Raw genomic sequence first — 14,308 nt, 5'->3', positions numbered from 1 at the left:
TCGTTTGGTGAAACTGTAACTACATCTTTTACCATTAGATCTTTTACCTTTATCCCTTTGAGCGCTGATGACATCTGGGTTGACTGGTATTCCCCCATACCCCCCATGTATATGAAAAAGGCGATTATAATAAGCCAGGGATTATAAAAAACGCCGACAAATGCAAAGACTATTGCAAGACCTTGACCTATCCTAACAGAAATCTCTGTTGCCTTGAGGTAGTCCATCTTTGTAGCTAGGAATGCCCTTAGGACTCTGCCTCCGTCCATGGGGAATGCAGGGATTATGTTGAATATGCCAAGCAAGAAGTTAAGGGACATCACAATTCTGACTATGTCTTTCAATGAAGTTAACTCAACCCAGTTTAGGTCAAAATATATGCTGAGCCCAAAAAGAGATCCAAATAAGAATAATACTGCGCCCAGAGCTATGCTTGTAAGGGGCCCAATCACAGCTATCGCAAACTCGTGCCCCTTTGGTATCGCCTCCATCTGGGACACCCCCCCTATGGGGAAAAGGGTAATCTTTTTAATCTTAGCGCCATAATGCCTTCCAACTAGCGAATGTGCCAGTTCATGCACTAAAACTGAAGCAAATAACAGGACAATGACCAGTAAAGGAATGAATCCAAATATCGAAAAAATCAGAAGAAGCAGTAAAAACGTGATGTGAAGCTCTATCGGAATACCTAGTATACTTCCAAACTTTAAACTCCAAGGCATAGATTGTCCTTAGAAGTAATACTTATAAGTTTTAGTTTTTGGGGGAGCCAAAAAATTTTTTGTACCCTTTGAGAAATTATACTGCATTGGCTCCCAAGCTAAAGAAATTAGGTACATTTATATAATTTTGGTTGATTTGAATTGAATACTAATTCTAATAAGAGATTTTAAGTTACCGTTAACAAAAATAGGTGAAAAGATTAATATATTTAGTAAATTTAGCTAGAGGGGCATTAAATGAATGATGTAGATAGACGTATTTTAAAGGAATTAGACAAAGTATAGAAAGAGTTAGATAACGACGAATTATCTCTATGAATAAGGAAGAATTTCTAAAAGAAATTCAAGGATGGTGAGTTTATTTCTCCAATATTTAAAACAAAAATAAAAGATTTGACTGTTGAAGAGTTTCGTTCGCTTTTATCAAATATTATAAAAGAGGTCATGGATGATTTGAAGGAAGACATGTTGGCTCTTACGAGTCAGACATATATCTATTCAATTGCAGAATCAAGAAAAGATTACGAAGAAGGAAATTTTTTCATTTTAGGAAATGGGGAGCGATATTATTTTAATAGATTAAGAAAATAAGAGAAGTACTTTTAGTTTATTAATGTCTCCAGAATTAAATTGTAATCAAATATATAATGGCGTAGCTTCCAATAATTTTATATACCTAGGTATACCAAAGTATACAGGTGTTGTTATGGCCACTACTATCAAAATCCATGAAGAAACTAAGCAGGAAATAGATTTATTTAGAGAATATAAAAATGAAAGCTATGACGAAGTTATAAAAAAAATTTTGTATATTGTAAAGAACTGTAAGGATAATAGAGAACTAAGCCTAGAAACTATCGAAGCAATTGAAAAGGCAAGAAAAAGGATAAAAAAAGGCTATTTTTTAACAGAAGAAGAAGCAATATTAAGGCTTGGATTGTAATATTCGAACGTCAGAAAACTTTTTTAACTTTGAAATATTTTCAAAGTAGATGTATCTAATTAAATTTGATTATGATGCTATTGATTTTCTTAATAGTTTATCAGAAAATATTAAAAGCAGAATTTACTATAAAATTATCTCTACAAAAGATAATCCACATCACTATTTTGAAAAATTAGTAAGTAGGGAAGATTATAAGCTTCGAGTTGGAGACTATAGAGTTATAGCGGATATTAATGATCAAAGTAAAGTTATTAATGTAACTCATATAGGCCATAGAAAAAATATTTACAAAAACATATAATTAAAAAGCAACGGACCAGGGGGGATTCGAACCCCCGACCTATAGCTTAGGAGGCTATCGCCATATCCACTAGGCCACTGGTCCCAAATCGGATTTTATAGTATTATATATAAGTTTTTACCATTCATAATGCCGTCTTCGATCTGCTCAGCGATTGGATTTTTGTTTGATATCTTGATTTTTCCAGACTTTGGAACATTAATCTCCTCAAGATAATCATCTTCTAGGAATATCTTGACATTTTTTCGAGCAAACTTTTTTTCAACATTTATGAGAACATACTTTTCCCTGAAGTCAACATCTACCGGAATTCTGCCCTTTTTTCCCTTCTCTTGGGTCTTTTCCATTGGCCTTACATCGATTGAAAATCCTATTGCATTTTCAAGCGCCCTTATGTTCTTGCCTTCCTTTCCAATTACAGAGGGTATATCGTCATTTTTTACATATAGCGCAATCCTAGAATCTGAAACTGCTTCAAGCTCAAAAGGTATGCCAAGCTCTGCATTTAATTTTTCCTTTAGCTTAGATAAGGCTAATTTTTTCATGGGGGATGTCTCTTTTCTCCTGGCTTTTAGGGGCATAACTACAACCTGCTCCCCGTAAGTATAAATCTCATAGAGTGGTGTCTTTGTGTAGAAGTCCTTTATCTCAACTATGGGCCTTGCAAGGTCAGCCTCACTCATACCGTGGGGCACCTTCACAAGAAATTCTAATTCTAGAACAGAATTTACCTCTCCGTTTTTTATGAAGATAATGGTGTCAATGAGCTGTGGTATAATACCTAGCTCAATCCTTCCTATGAAACGCTGTATAGCATCAACAGGCTTTGTCGCGTGGACAACGCCGACCATACCAACACCCGCTAACCTCATATCAGCATAAATCTTGAAATCATTTGTGACCCTCATCTCATCAAAGATTGTGAAGTCTGGCCTTACCAAAAGAAGGATATCTCCAGTTTTTGCCATATCACCCTCTAGTGCAGTATACTGAGTTATCTCAGGCTGAACATTTAGGTCCCTTGGCTTTTCCATAGTCTTTACTATTTTTTCTAAAGATGCATAATACTCTGCTATGGCTTGAGCAAATGTAGACTTACCCATTCCAGGCGCACCGGCAATAAGAATGCCTTCTGCAGTTTCAAGCCTCTTCATTAGCTGCTCAGGTAAATTATACTCTTCTAGAGTGAGCTTTTTTACAGGTCTTACAGCAGTAATCTCAAACCTATCTGAAAACGGTGGCGAAGTTATGACTATCCTATATTCTTGCAACTGGACAACGCTTGCCCCTTTTTCATCTAGCTCAATGAAGCTGTCTCTTGTAGTTTTTGCCCTCTCTAAGATATCAAGAGATATCTCTTTTAGCTCGTCCTCACTATAAACTCTATCAAATTTTTCTAAAACTATTGAGCCTGGTTTTCCTTTTTTTCGTACAGGTGTTATCCCGTCCTTTAAGTGAACAGAAAGAGTTTCTAAATCAAAGAAATCTTCAATCCTAAGTTTTACCTTTTTATAGGGCTTTAGAAAAATCGACTGTATACCTTTGGCCTCGGCAATGTCCTTTTGTATTAAATCTCCTGTGATAAGGGTGCCACCTAGATCCATTGCGGCTTCCCTGATTATGGCGTCAATATCCCCCTTTTTTGCACCTGCAATTTCGTATCTTGTTGGCCTCTTGCCATAATATTCTAAAGGTACGAATATCTCCTTTGAAATATTGAATATGGCCTTTAACTCTGAAATGCCAGATATACCGGAGGATTTCCCCTCGTTTGCCAGATGCTCAATTTCGGCGACTGTGGCTTCGGCTATGGCAATTCTTTCTAAATCTTTGACAAAAACAGCATCGCGCAAAAGGGCCTTGAATCTACCGTCGACAACAACGGATGTATCTGGTACCGCTATCATATGAATCAACAAGGACTAGTATATTTCTCCCTGTGGGTATACGACTATGCCCTCTTTTGATATGGAAAAGGGGTACTGCTTTATCTTGTGATTTGTCTCTCTCATCTTTCTAATGAATATGCCTCTCTTGTACTCTGCCATCCTGGGCATGGCTTTTTCTCCCTCAACAAGATGCATTGTGATGACCCCTCTTGTTATGAACTCCTCGTATCCGAATCTGGAATATCCCCGATTATTTATTATCTCAGTTATTAGAATACATGTTGCCTTTGTCTCCGTTAGGACTCTTCCCATCATGTAGATATCATCGCGCATTTTTTCAGGTTCATTAGAAAAGAAAAATGCAGGAAGAGAGTCTATGACAATTCTTTTTGCGTCTATATCCATAGCTATCTCGTATAATTTTGAAAGAAGGGATTTTATATCGACATCACTTTTGACGTAAAAATTTTCATCTGTTGGAACTCCTACTCTTAAAGATGCAGCATCAAGGATGACTATCTTTTTCTGATCTTCATACTTTTTTAGATCCCATCCGAACTGGAGCGCTTCTCTCCTAAGCTCCTCAGGTTTTTCTTCAAACGTTACATAAATGCCGGCTTCTCCAAAGTCCTTAGCACCAGAGTAGATATACTGCAGGGAAAATATAGTCTTTCCTGTTCCTGCCTCACCAGATAACAATATTGATGAGCTTTTTGGGAGGCCTCCCCCTATTAGTTCATCAAGACCTTTAATTCCTGTCTTTACCCTATCTTCCATATATTCTCACCTATATTCTTAACGTAACTAGGAAAAATGCAAGTATCATTATTACAAGCCCTAATATGAATACACTAAAAGATGTGTTAATAAATGCTTCCTTCCTTATATTTTCCTCCTTTAGCTTTGAAGATTTAAACGCAGTAATAAATGACCCCATGAAGATTATGCTTGATATTAATAGGAAAACGGATAGTGACTCGCTGTACACATACTCCGATATGAGTGCATACTGCGCCAAAAATAGAGATACCGCAAACATTATGATTGATGCTTGGAGTATGCTCTGCGAAGTCTCGTTCATTACCTCACCCCCGCCATAAGTCCGTAAAGGTAAAAGATGTAGCCTAAGACGCCAATTATCAAATAAATCATATATTGATTCTTCTGATCGTTTTCTTCAAGATTGTATTTGAACTGGAGTATGATGTGAATTGTGTAGAGGAAAATTGAGATTAGAATACTTGATGATCTGGCAATTTCAGGATATGAGGCAGGTGAGAACTTCAAAAGTGCGTTTAGAATATCTGAGGAGCTTAAGATAAATATGAATAAAAGAAGATATCCCATTATGGAAAAAGTTTCCCCCATTATAAAATACATTGTTTTTGACTTGTAGTCGTTTGTTGTGTTAAACAAAATGAATGTGATAAGCTCTACCGTGAAAAATAGTAGGATGGCCGTTCCAATCCCCAAAAACAGTACGTCTACCATGGAATCCCTTATATTGTAAATCTATCAAATATTACTTTATTATTATCTATACGATACTTTATTCTTTTATAGTTTCCGCTATAAAGCTTACCAAAATCGACATAGAATATCTCTTCACCCATTTCAATAGCCCGCTCTAGAAATAATGTAGCTTCGGCTAGGTGTCTGATTGATACCTCAACTTCATCTTTATGCATGCCTTTGTGGAGAAGAATTATTATTCTAGCTTTTTTTTCTCTCCCGATTGCAAATAGTCTCTGGAGAAACCTATATACAGGAACAAGACCTAATGTGACTATCAAAGGCGATAGGGAGTCTATGATTACTGTCGTGTGCTTCCCAGTCTCCTCCCTTGCCATGAAGATATTTCTTATTATTTCATCTAAATCATAGGCATAGGAGATGTGGTATTTTTCAGAGCTTTTGATGCCAAGCCGTTCAGTATAGCAATCGATAATGAATTTCGGCTTAAAGAGTTCTCTTATTTCTAGAGGGCTTTTGTCTATGCCAACATAGATTAAATCGCCCTTGATTAATTCCTTGCCAAAATACTCCTTTCCAGTTTCTGGCTCCCCTAGAAGAAGTATGTTGTTCTGTTCTAGCTCTTTGAGCATAGGGCGATTTCACCCCAGATTTTATCTATTTCACTTATTGTTGCAACTTTTATCCCTGGAAGGTCTAGCTTTGGTTTTTCATTTCCAGAGTATATGGCGCAGAACTTTCCTATCTGCATAAAAGAATCCTTGAGTTTGACAGCGAACAATATTCCTTCCATTTTTCTCAATCTTTCGAATAAATCTTCCGCCTTTTTTATTGTAATTGAGTCGATTGCATAAGTTTCCGGGATTATTTCAATCATATAGTAAGTTTCACCAAGTTTTTTGTGATTTAGGGTTAACCTGTAATTTAGGACGTTTTTCAGCTTTTTTAAGCGGAAATGAATAGTGGTGTCAGGGATATTAGTGATTTTTGAGATGTCAGTTATTGAGATTCTCGCATTTTCTTTCATGACATCTATAATCTTTTGATCAATATCTTTCATAATAATGAATTAAATTCCATACTATTTAAATTTATCGCAATTTATTTTGTTAATATTGGAATTAAATTATTTATATATTTTATTATTGCGAATTATACATGAATTACCGAAACACTTAAAAACAATTCAAAGCTATTCATTATTGTCCATGTAAAAATGGAGGATGAAAAAATGATGAAATTTTTTAGGAAACACAGAAAGGCTGTATCACCAGTTATTGCAACTATGCTATTAGTCGCAGTTGCTGTTGCAGCCGTTGGAGCATACTTTATTTGGTTTAGATCTTTCCAGACGCAGTCACAGGGATCAGTTCAGGAAGCTGCAAGTGGTGCGCTTGGGGCAGAATTACAGGTAGCAAATATAGCTAACGATGAATTAACATACTACATATCACTTAGAAATGCATCGAATGCAAATGTTAGTGTCACTTCGATAAAAGCTAGCAATGGGCAAGACAGGAGTATCACTGCCGACAATAAAATTGTAACTGGTAACACAGCAACTTTCGAATATACACTTGGTGGAACTACAAAGCCTGCAAGAGGAACTACAAGAACTTTCACAATCGGTTATGACATTGGAGAAGGTACAAACTTACCAACAGGAGTCGTAGTACACACATACACAGACTCATAAATAAATAATTTATTTATTTTTTAATTATTATTTCTTTTCTAACTAAATTTAAAGAAACTCTTATATATTTTGTAGCAGGTAATAAAAGCAGTTAATTTTAAATATTAGTAGGCACTACATTTATTATGGCTTTTATCAGAAAAAAGAGTAAAGGCAACAGTTACTATTACGAGTTAGTCGAAAGTAAAAGAGAAGGCAACAAAGTCATACAAAAAGTCTTGAAATACTTCCCATCTCTTAAAGAGGCTGAAGAGTATATAAAATCAGAGAATATCGCCCTTCAAATTGATTATAACAATTGGCTAGATAACGATCTTAAAGAGAGGCTAGAAAATAAATTCAAGACGCTAAGCAATCTAAGACCTCTATCCGAAGATGTTCTAAATACTATAAAAGACAAGTTTGAAATTGATATGAGCTACCATTCAAATGCAATAGAAGGGAACAGGCTGACACTGCGCGAAACGTGGCTTGTGATAAGAAAAGGAATTACTATAAGCGGTAAATCACTAGAAGAACACCTTGAAGCAACAAATCATAGAGAGGCTATCGAATTAATAGAAAAAATAGCTGATAAAAGAGAAAATATAACGGAAATAGATGTCCTAAATCTTCATGCCGTAATTCTTGATAAAATAAATCCACAAAACGCCGGATTTTACAGGCGTTCAAACGTATTTATACAGGGCTCAGAGTTAAAACTTCCAAAGTGGAGAGATGTTCCAATATTAATGAAAAGAGTATATGAAGAGCTAAACAATCAGGACAAAGGGATTGATGCAATTTATTCCTCAGTTAAAATACACTATGATACTGTGAGAATACATCCATTTATTGATGGAAATGGAAGACTGGCACGACTTCTTATGAATTTAAGACTAATGAGGGGGGGATTTCCTCCGGCCATACTGAGAAAAGAAGAAAGAAGGGCATATTACTCTGCATTGGAAAAGGCCGATAGAGGAGACTTCAGACCTTTGACGATGATAATTGGGAAAGATGTAGAAAGAGCGCTTGATCTATATATTGAAACATTTCTTGAGATATAATCTAAAGAAACTCTTATATATCTTTCAAGTTAAAAAGCATTGAATGATAGCCTACAAGATGAGGATTATTGACCTTGTCAATGGTAAGTTAAAAAAAGACGAGATGGGAGGAGTTTTACTTTCCACTCCTTTTGGGGAATCAAAAGAAGCTAGGATAATAGGCACTATAATAGATTCCTATAGAAACAATGAGAATACCTATGGTTCTTTCACAATTGACGATGGAACTGCCACCGCAAGATTAAAAGCATGGTCAGACAAAATCGAGCTTCTTGATAAATTCAAGAGAGGCGAGATTGTTGACATAATCGGAAGGGTGGGAGAATTTCAAGATGAAATTTATCTTGTGCCAGATATTATAATATCCGCCACACCAAACTACTGGCTTTATAGAGAACTCGAACTTTCCAAAAGAATAAAAGAGCTTATGGAAAGGGGCTTGTCATTTGAATATACTGATAAAATAGATACTTATTCTTCTCCAGAACCTGTCCTTTATCAAAAAGAAGAGACGTACGAAGCAGTGACTGAAGAAGTAAATATCTCTGAAGTTGAAGAAGCACTTCAAGAGACAGAGATAGAAGAGCTTATGGAAGAGGTCTCTGAAGAAGCACTAACTAACGAAACTGGAAAAGAGAAAGGCGACATGTCATTTTACGAAGACGTTGATGAAGAAGAGATAAAGGAAAGTGTCTATGAGCTATTAAAGACCGATCCTAAAATATCAAAGTCAGAGATATCAAATGTTTTGAGTATTGATGAGCTTGATGTTGAACTTGCCATAAAAGATCTGGTGGATGAAAATCGTATTAAATCAAAGGAAGACGGGTTTGAGATAAGTGAATGATAGGTATGTCCTCTATGCATTAGCCTTTTCCTTCATCTTCGTTTCTGCGTTTGTTCTTCTGTCTTTTAGCGAGGTCAAAATTTCTGAAGAGCGTTTCACAAGGCTTTACTTCAACACTACAATACTAGAAAATGATAACAATACTTCAAATCTTGAAGGTGCCAAATTAAAAATAAAAAACGGTGCAGTTACTCTTGATGGCCTAAATTCATATTATCCGGGAGATACTTTTTTTGTCAAGGGAAAAGGATACACCGTTAACTTGATTAATAATAAATCAATACTTTTGTATAACTATACTAAAAAAACAAATGGACTCATCTATTTTGATTTCACTATAGAAAATCTTGAAGGTGTAGACAAAAATTATTCTTACATTGTTTATATTGATGGAGATAAAATCTTGGAAGGAAATGAATTTGTAAAAACAAATGAAAAAAGACTTATCCAAAAAGAAATTGAATATAGCATTCAGGGAGATCACAGATTAAGCATAAAATTAAATACCGGCGCAGAAATTTACTTTAATTTTTCTCAGGTGAAAGAATGAAGTCAAAGATACTTGAAATCCTTGAGAAAAAAGGCAGTTATGTTTCTGGAGAAGAAATATCTAAAGAGATTGGGATTTCAAGGGCAGCTATATGGAAGCATATCAAAAAGCTTAGAGAACTTGGCTATGAAATAGAGTCAAAGACCAACGAAGGATATAAGCTTATCAAATCCCCTGAAAAACAAATAAAATTTGAACTAGAAAGATTGCTTGATACAAAGATTATTGGGAAAAAAATCCTATTCTTTGAAGAAGTAGATTCGACCAATAACAAGGCAAAGCAGATAGCGTTGGAAGAAAACGAAGGAACAGTTGTAATATCAGAGATGCAGACATCGGGCCGTGGCAGAAGGGGAAGAGGATGGTATTCGCCTAAGGGGGGAATTTATGTATCATTTATTCTTAAGCCAAATGTTTCACCTGAAAAAGCATCTCAATTGACTTTAGTATCTTCATTGGCCCTTGTTGAAACATTAAATTCTATGAATAAAAATCTTAATGCAAAGATAAAATGGCCTAATGATGTTTTAATTTCAGGCAAAAAGATATCAGGCATACTAACAGAGCTTTCAGCCGATATGGAAAAGATAAATTATATCGTTGTTGGGGTTGGGATAAATCTAAATACAGAAAAAGAGATTCTCCCAGAAAACGGAACTTCACTAAAAATAGAAATGAAAGAAGAGGTTTCCATTAAACTATTCTTGAAATCCTTTTTAGAGCATTATGACTCAATTTATCAAGAATATCTAAATGGCAAAATTGATTTGATAATTGGAAGATGGAAAGATAATTCAGATACGCTCGGTAAAAATGTTAAGATAATTGGGATAAATGAATCTTTTGAAGGTTTGGCGAAAGATATTGATGAGAACGGTGCATTGATATTACAGACAAAGGAAAAAGAGATTAAGGTTTATTCTGGGGATGTGTCTTTAAGATAAATATTTACAAATCTTGATTGAACAAATTATTCGTTAGCCGATAATAATTCCATTATTATCCTTATTACTTCGTTAATTTTTTCACTTTTTATCTTACCCACTTTGTAAAGGACGATTTTTTCATCGGCCGTAAATATTCTATTTGGTCTTATATTACTCCCTTGATTTATTTCGCCATCATTAAAATCACTAGAAGATAACAAAATAGCAAAATTATCCTTTACTTTTTGGCTAGTAATCTGACATAAAATAATATCGTCACCTGGTGGCGATGCCAAAACTAAAGCAGGCCTCCTTTTGATTGTGTCAAATCAGAGAATGGAAAGGGCACTACTACAACATCGCCTTTCACAAATATGCCCAAGCGTCATCCTCCTCAGGTTTTAGCCAATCTTTTTTCAATGAAGACTCACTAAGAATTGCAGTTTCTGGAACAATATTTGATTTATTTTTTAAAAAAACTATAAAATCAAATACTTCTTCGAGTATTGGTTCTGGAGTTTTTTCTATTTCTTTAATAACTAAATCTTTAATGCTCATTTAATCCCCAAGCAAGAGATAGTTAAAGTAGTATTAATATCTTTGGTTAAATGATTTACCATTTAACCGGGTAAATTATTTAAAGGATTAATCCATATAGAAGATTATGAAGAAAGAATCTAAAAAAAATGGAAAGGGATTTAACCCTAAAGGATTATTATATTTCATTGTTTTTGCTCTAGTAATTGGATACTTCTTTGGAATTCCACTCTACTTTAACTTGAAAGTTCTCTACACATTGTTTTATGAGCAGTTTATGGTAAAGCTCTCTCTTTATGCTATAGGCGTTGTCTGGAGTTTAGTTTTGGCCCTAATCATATTTTTGATAATGTTCTTTGTGACGCCACTAAGAAACTTAATAAAACAGGAAGTTGGAAAGAATACTGCTGGAAAGCTTATCTATCTCCTAATATTCTTTTTGATTTTTATTTTCATGCCAGTCCCTGTTCTATATCTGAGATACGCCCTTTATTTACAGCAGCTTCCTGAAATTACAAGACCACTTATCATGGATTTTATATATAACACAGACAGCTTCTATCAAAGCTACCTCTATCTCAATCTGATCAATATAGGGAAAGGCATTCTTTTCCTTTTGACCTTGGTAGTGGCACTTCCCTACATCGCAAATCTATTCTTCGAAAGGGCTAGGAGATTGGGCAGAGTTTTTGAGGATGGGACAGTAAGAGAAGAGCCAAAAGAAATTGTTTTAGAAAAAACACATATGACCGTAACTGCAGTAATCTTATTTCTCGCCCTAGTTGCATTCTCAGCACTTCTCTTTTTCAGTAACGTATTCACATTCTATATCTATAATCCAGATTATGTCAAGTTTGGAATACTTGATTTCCTACAGATTGGTTGGGTTATTGAATCCTTGATTCTTGTAGGCATTGGATTAATGAATCTTGTAGTTTCAAGGGATAGAACAGAACTTGGAATAATGAGCGGGATATCCCTAGTAGCATTGTTCATGCCCGGGATTGTCAAGGCCGCATTACTTGTGGCGGCACTAGTCTTTATGCCCACATTAAAGAGCATAGCAGATATGAAACTCACTGAAGCAAACGTTGAAGATTACAAGAAAAGATTCTTTAGTAAACGCGGGATTATAGCAATTTTGGTAATACTTTTAATAGTTTCACCGACAGCTGCCGCTGGAGTAAAGGGATTCTTGCTAAGTAGAAGTGTTGCAGGAAATCCTCTACTAAACACCCCTTACATCCAGAGAGAAATCAACGCAAACAGATGGGTCTCCTATGTTGAAAATGTTGAGAGAATAAGCGTGGACATCTTGCCCCAGACAGAAATTAAGAATATGGTGGTGCAGGACTTCCTAAACGAAAATCGTTACCTGATAGATAGAGCCAGAGTTTGGGACTATGTTACAGCATATGTACTTGCAAGACCACAGCTTGGCCCCAGGTATTATCTTATATCTGATACTGATTTATTCCTCGATCCAGAAGAAAAGAAGATTTATTGGGCCACCTACAAGACAATAAAACCAGAAACGCCTGTCACAGATAACTTCTACAATAGGAACTTATTCTATGTTGGAACAGATGATATAATCATCATGGACTCAAACACTAGAGAAATAACAAATATACCTTCTAAGATTTATTTTGGAGAAGGACAGCTTGATTATGTATATTCAGACGGGCTTGAGGTAGAAACTGTAACTACAAATTCCTATTCAACAAACATGTACTTGGCGGAGGACAGGGCGACAAACCTTGGAGACAATCTTCAAACCCTAAATGTCGATACAATAAACATTAGTGGATTAACTTTGTTTAGGCTTGAAGGTTACGGCGTCTGGTCAGAGTACGCATCGCTTGATTATGTTCCATACAGGTCTTTAGACGAGAGAAATTCAATTTATCTCCCAGAAGAGTTTGAAAGGGATCTAGATAGTTACATAGTATTGTACAATAATGAACCTTACTTTTTAACAGATTACAATTTAAGGCTTGATGCAGGAACTTACATGCCCTATATAAATCTTGATTACAAGAGAAACGTAGCCAGAGTCCTTACAAATATGCAAACTGGGGAGGTATTAACCTATTATGTTGGGCCTAATGACGTCTTTAAGGATATATATCTAGAAATATACCCATGGATTAAAGACGGCAGTGAAATCCCTGCTGAAGTTAGATCCCAGTTAAGGGCACCTGATGACTATTTCCACTACGTTTCTGATGCCTACACAACTTACCACATAACAGATCCAAAAGAGTATATCGAGGCGACAAATTTCTACGAGTTTGATTTAGGGGACAACGTCGGGAGATATACAGATTTCATATACAACATCATTGCCAAAAATCCAAAAACTGAAAATTATGAATATGCGGCATTTTTACAAATGATCTTGAGAAGAGCTGAATCAAGAGAACTTACATCCCTTATGTATGGATACCTTGATGACGAAAATTCAGAAGCAAAATTCTATGCTATTGACATCTCGGCAGAAAAAATTACAGGCAAGAGAATTACACAGGAATTTTTGAACAGTCAGTATCAAGAGGAGTTCAGGCTTTTGGCTGAAACTAAAAGACAGGGAAACATGATACTTTATCCCTTTACTTACAAGGAAAAGACAGTTCCATTATATCTTCTTTCGGTATATGTTCAAAGGGCAGAATCTGTCAATCTTTGGGACATCGTTGCAATAGACCCAAGGTCAATGACATTTGGTAGAGGCCAAACTGTTGATGATGCGTTGAAGGATCTCTTCTCAAAAATAACTGTGACCCCCGTGACACCCACAAAACCAACTGATGAAAAGCCTGTAGTTACCCCGACGGGAGAAAAGGAAGACCTAGTTGCATCCTTGATTAAGATATATATCCAAAGAGAATCTTTACAACCAGGTTCCGAAGAATACAAGAATCTTACTGAGGAGATTGTTTCAATACTTAATAAACTTGAATCACTAGAAGGATAATCAAATGATCTTGAGTGGAAGAAAGATATCCAAAGGTTTAGCAGAAGGTGAGGTATTGAAGAGTACCTCGCCAATTTCTTTTCTTGGAGGGGTTGACCCAAACACTGGAGTCATAATGGACAAAAATTCCAATGCCTGTGGTAAGAGTATAAAGGATAAAATATTTGTCTTTCCAATGGGAAAGGGTTCAACTGTCGGATCCTATGTTATCTACCAGTTGAAAAAGAATGGTGTTGCACCCCTAGCCATAATAAACAGAGAAGCAGAAACAATAGTGTCAGTTGGTGCAATAATCTCAGACGTTCCAATGGTTGATAGGATAGACATTGAGAGTATTCAAGAAGGGAAAAAAGTCAAAGTCGATGGTGACCTGGGAACAGTAGAACTGCTTTGAT

General features: G+C 35.7%; 18 protein-coding genes, 1 tRNA gene and 1 pseudogene. 10 read left to right on the top strand and 10 right to left on the bottom strand.

Features of this window, described 5'->3' with window-relative positions:
- Positions 1 to 722, bottom strand: a 722-nt coding sequence (locus PLI06_03590) for a site-2 protease family protein (protein ID HOI76678.1), incomplete at its 3' end; no start/stop codon positions are given.
- A 393-nt stretch (positions 723 to 1,115) separates the two neighbouring features.
- On the opposite strand from PLI06_03590, the gene PLI06_03585 reads away from it, so the two are divergent.
- The 3 genes from PLI06_03585 (at position 1,116) to PLI06_03575 (ending at position 1,969) form a co-directional block, all read left to right on the top strand.
- On the top strand, positions 1,116 to 1,313 hold the full coding sequence (locus PLI06_03585; GenBank protein HOI76677.1) for a hypothetical protein: 198 nt from the start codon (positions 1,116 to 1,118) through the stop codon (positions 1,311 to 1,313).
- A gap of 115 nt (positions 1,314 to 1,428) precedes the next feature.
- Positions 1,429 to 1,665, top strand: a complete 237-nt coding sequence (locus tag PLI06_03580) for a hypothetical protein (GenBank protein HOI76676.1) — start codon at positions 1,429 to 1,431, stop codon at positions 1,663 to 1,665.
- A gap of 49 nt (positions 1,666 to 1,714) precedes the next feature.
- On the top strand, positions 1,715 to 1,969 hold the full coding sequence (locus PLI06_03575; GenBank protein HOI76675.1) for a type II toxin-antitoxin system RelE/ParE family toxin: 255 nt from the start codon (positions 1,715 to 1,717) through the stop codon (positions 1,967 to 1,969).
- 11 nt (positions 1,970 to 1,980) lie between these two features.
- On the opposite strand, the gene PLI06_03570 is transcribed toward PLI06_03575, so the two are convergent.
- From PLI06_03570 to PLI06_03540, 7 genes are all read right to left on the bottom strand, one after another.
- A tRNA-Arg gene (locus PLI06_03570) sits at positions 1,981 to 2,053 on the bottom strand.
- Positions 2,054 to 2,064: 11 nt separating this feature from the next.
- A complete protein-coding gene (locus PLI06_03565; GenBank protein HOI76674.1) occupies positions 2,065 to 3,876 on the bottom strand; it encodes a PINc/VapC family ATPase in 1,812 nt (603 codons plus the stop codon).
- A 15-nt stretch (positions 3,877 to 3,891) separates the two neighbouring features.
- The gene (gene gvpD / locus PLI06_03560; protein ID HOI76673.1) at positions 3,892 to 4,635 is read right to left on the bottom strand and encodes a gas vesicle protein GvpD; all 744 of its coding nucleotides are present in this window, start codon (positions 4,633 to 4,635) and stop codon (positions 3,892 to 3,894) included.
- 10 nt (positions 4,636 to 4,645) lie between these two features.
- Positions 4,646 to 4,939: a hypothetical protein gene (locus PLI06_03555; GenBank protein HOI76672.1), complete on the bottom strand. Its 294-nt coding sequence runs from the start codon at positions 4,937 to 4,939 to the stop codon at positions 4,646 to 4,648.
- The gene (locus PLI06_03550) at positions 4,939 to 5,349 is read right to left on the bottom strand and encodes a hypothetical protein (protein HOI76671.1); all 411 of its coding nucleotides are present in this window, start codon (positions 5,347 to 5,349) and stop codon (positions 4,939 to 4,941) included. The genes PLI06_03555 and PLI06_03550 overlap by 1 nt, the downstream gene beginning before the upstream one ends.
- An 8-nt stretch (positions 5,350 to 5,357) precedes the next feature.
- Positions 5,358 to 5,963 (bottom strand): hypothetical protein, encoded by a 606-nt coding sequence (locus PLI06_03545; protein ID HOI76670.1) that lies wholly within the window; start codon positions 5,961 to 5,963, stop codon positions 5,358 to 5,360.
- The gene (locus PLI06_03540; GenBank protein ID HOI76669.1) at positions 5,948 to 6,391 is read right to left on the bottom strand and encodes a winged helix-turn-helix transcriptional regulator; all 444 of its coding nucleotides are present in this window, start codon (positions 6,389 to 6,391) and stop codon (positions 5,948 to 5,950) included. Before PLI06_03540 ends, PLI06_03545 begins: the two co-directional genes overlap by 16 nt.
- Before the next feature lie 171 nt (positions 6,392 to 6,562).
- Here PLI06_03540 and PLI06_03535 point away from each other — a divergent pair, with 171 nt between their 5' ends.
- The 5 genes from PLI06_03535 to PLI06_03515 all read left to right on the top strand — a co-directional run bounded on the left by PLI06_03535 (position 6,563) and on the right by PLI06_03515 (position 10,417).
- On the top strand, positions 6,563 to 7,027 hold the full coding sequence (locus tag PLI06_03535; protein ID HOI76668.1) for a hypothetical protein: 465 nt from the start codon (positions 6,563 to 6,565) through the stop codon (positions 7,025 to 7,027).
- Between the two features lie 125 nt (positions 7,028 to 7,152).
- Positions 7,153 to 8,076, top strand: a complete 924-nt coding sequence (locus PLI06_03530; GenBank protein ID HOI76667.1) for a Fic family protein — start codon at positions 7,153 to 7,155, stop codon at positions 8,074 to 8,076.
- Between the two features lie 43 nt (positions 8,077 to 8,119).
- Positions 8,120 to 8,923 carry an OB-fold nucleic acid binding domain-containing protein gene (locus PLI06_03525; protein HOI76666.1) on the top strand — a complete coding sequence of 268 codons (804 nt, stop codon included), beginning with the start codon at positions 8,120 to 8,122 and terminating at the stop codon, positions 8,921 to 8,923.
- Entirely contained in the window at positions 8,916 to 9,473 is a 558-nt protein-coding gene (locus PLI06_03520) for a hypothetical protein (GenBank protein ID HOI76665.1), read from the top strand. The genes PLI06_03525 and PLI06_03520 overlap by 8 nt, the downstream gene beginning before the upstream one ends.
- Positions 9,470 to 10,417 carry a biotin--[acetyl-CoA-carboxylase] ligase gene (locus tag PLI06_03515; GenBank protein ID HOI76664.1) on the top strand — a complete coding sequence of 316 codons (948 nt, stop codon included), beginning with the start codon at positions 9,470 to 9,472 and terminating at the stop codon, positions 10,415 to 10,417. Before PLI06_03520 ends, PLI06_03515 begins: the two co-directional genes overlap by 4 nt.
- A 26-nt stretch (positions 10,418 to 10,443) precedes the next feature.
- Here PLI06_03515 and PLI06_03510 read toward each other — a convergent pair.
- A pseudogene (locus PLI06_03510) lies at positions 10,444 to 10,781 on the bottom strand (type II toxin-antitoxin system PemK/MazF family toxin).
- Positions 10,766 to 10,957, bottom strand: coding sequence for a DUF2281 domain-containing protein (locus PLI06_03505; GenBank protein HOI76663.1), 192 nt, complete (start codon positions 10,955 to 10,957; stop codon positions 10,766 to 10,768). The pseudogene PLI06_03510 and the gene PLI06_03505 overlap by 16 nt, the downstream one beginning before the upstream one ends.
- Before the next feature lie 106 nt (positions 10,958 to 11,063).
- Here PLI06_03505 and PLI06_03500 point away from each other — a divergent pair, with 106 nt between their 5' ends.
- Complete coding sequence (locus tag PLI06_03500) at positions 11,064 to 13,913, top strand: UPF0182 family protein (GenBank protein HOI76662.1); 2,850 nt, start codon at positions 11,064 to 11,066, stop codon at positions 13,911 to 13,913.
- A 4-nt stretch (positions 13,914 to 13,917) separates the two neighbouring features.
- Complete coding sequence (locus PLI06_03495; GenBank protein ID HOI76661.1) at positions 13,918 to 14,307, top strand: DUF126 domain-containing protein; 390 nt, start codon at positions 13,918 to 13,920, stop codon at positions 14,305 to 14,307.
- The last annotated feature ends 1 nt before the right edge of the window (position 14,308 follow it).

The sequence above is a fragment of the Methanofastidiosum sp. genome, from assembly GCA_035362715.1.
In the GTDB taxonomy this organism is placed as follows: domain Archaea; phylum Methanobacteriota_B; class Thermococci; order Methanofastidiosales; family Methanofastidiosaceae; genus Methanofastidiosum.
Note: the sequence above shows the minus strand (reverse complement) of the source record. Positions and strands in the feature narration are given on the sequence as shown.

Excerpts from the sequence above, each read along its gene's own strand:
- PLI06_03580 (HOI76676.1), top strand. The coding sequence starts at position 1,429 with ATGGCCACTACTATCAAAATCCATGAAGAAACTAAGCAGGAAATAGAT.
- PLI06_03575 (HOI76675.1), top strand. The coding sequence starts at position 1,715 with ATGTATCTAATTAAATTTGATTATGATGCTATTGATTTTCTTAATAGT.
- PLI06_03565 (HOI76674.1), bottom strand. The coding sequence starts at position 3,876 with ATGATAGCGGTACCAGATACATCCGTTGTTGTCGACGGTAGATTCAAG.
- gvpD (HOI76673.1), bottom strand. The coding sequence starts at position 4,635 with ATGGAAGATAGGGTAAAGACAGGAATTAAAGGTCTTGATGAACTAATA.
- PLI06_03555 (HOI76672.1), bottom strand. The coding sequence starts at position 4,939 with ATGAACGAGACTTCGCAGAGCATACTCCAAGCATCAATCATAATGTTT.
- PLI06_03550 (HOI76671.1), bottom strand. The coding sequence starts at position 5,349 with ATGGTAGACGTACTGTTTTTGGGGATTGGAACGGCCATCCTACTATTT.
- PLI06_03545 (HOI76670.1), bottom strand. The coding sequence starts at position 5,963 with ATGCTCAAAGAGCTAGAACAGAACAACATACTTCTTCTAGGGGAGCCA.
- PLI06_03540 (HOI76669.1), bottom strand. The coding sequence starts at position 6,391 with ATGAAAGATATTGATCAAAAGATTATAGATGTCATGAAAGAAAATGCG.
- PLI06_03535 (HOI76668.1), top strand. The coding sequence starts at position 6,563 with ATGATGAAATTTTTTAGGAAACACAGAAAGGCTGTATCACCAGTTATT.
- PLI06_03530 (HOI76667.1), top strand. The coding sequence starts at position 7,153 with ATGGCTTTTATCAGAAAAAAGAGTAAAGGCAACAGTTACTATTACGAG.
- PLI06_03525 (HOI76666.1), top strand. The coding sequence starts at position 8,120 with ATGATAGCCTACAAGATGAGGATTATTGACCTTGTCAATGGTAAGTTA.
- PLI06_03515 (HOI76664.1), top strand. The coding sequence starts at position 9,470 with ATGAAGTCAAAGATACTTGAAATCCTTGAGAAAAAAGGCAGTTATGTT.
- PLI06_03505 (HOI76663.1), bottom strand. The coding sequence starts at position 10,957 with ATGAGCATTAAAGATTTAGTTATTAAAGAAATAGAAAAAACTCCAGAA.
- PLI06_03500 (HOI76662.1), top strand. The coding sequence starts at position 11,064 with ATGAAGAAAGAATCTAAAAAAAATGGAAAGGGATTTAACCCTAAAGGA.
- PLI06_03495 (HOI76661.1), top strand. The coding sequence starts at position 13,918 with ATGATCTTGAGTGGAAGAAAGATATCCAAAGGTTTAGCAGAAGGTGAG.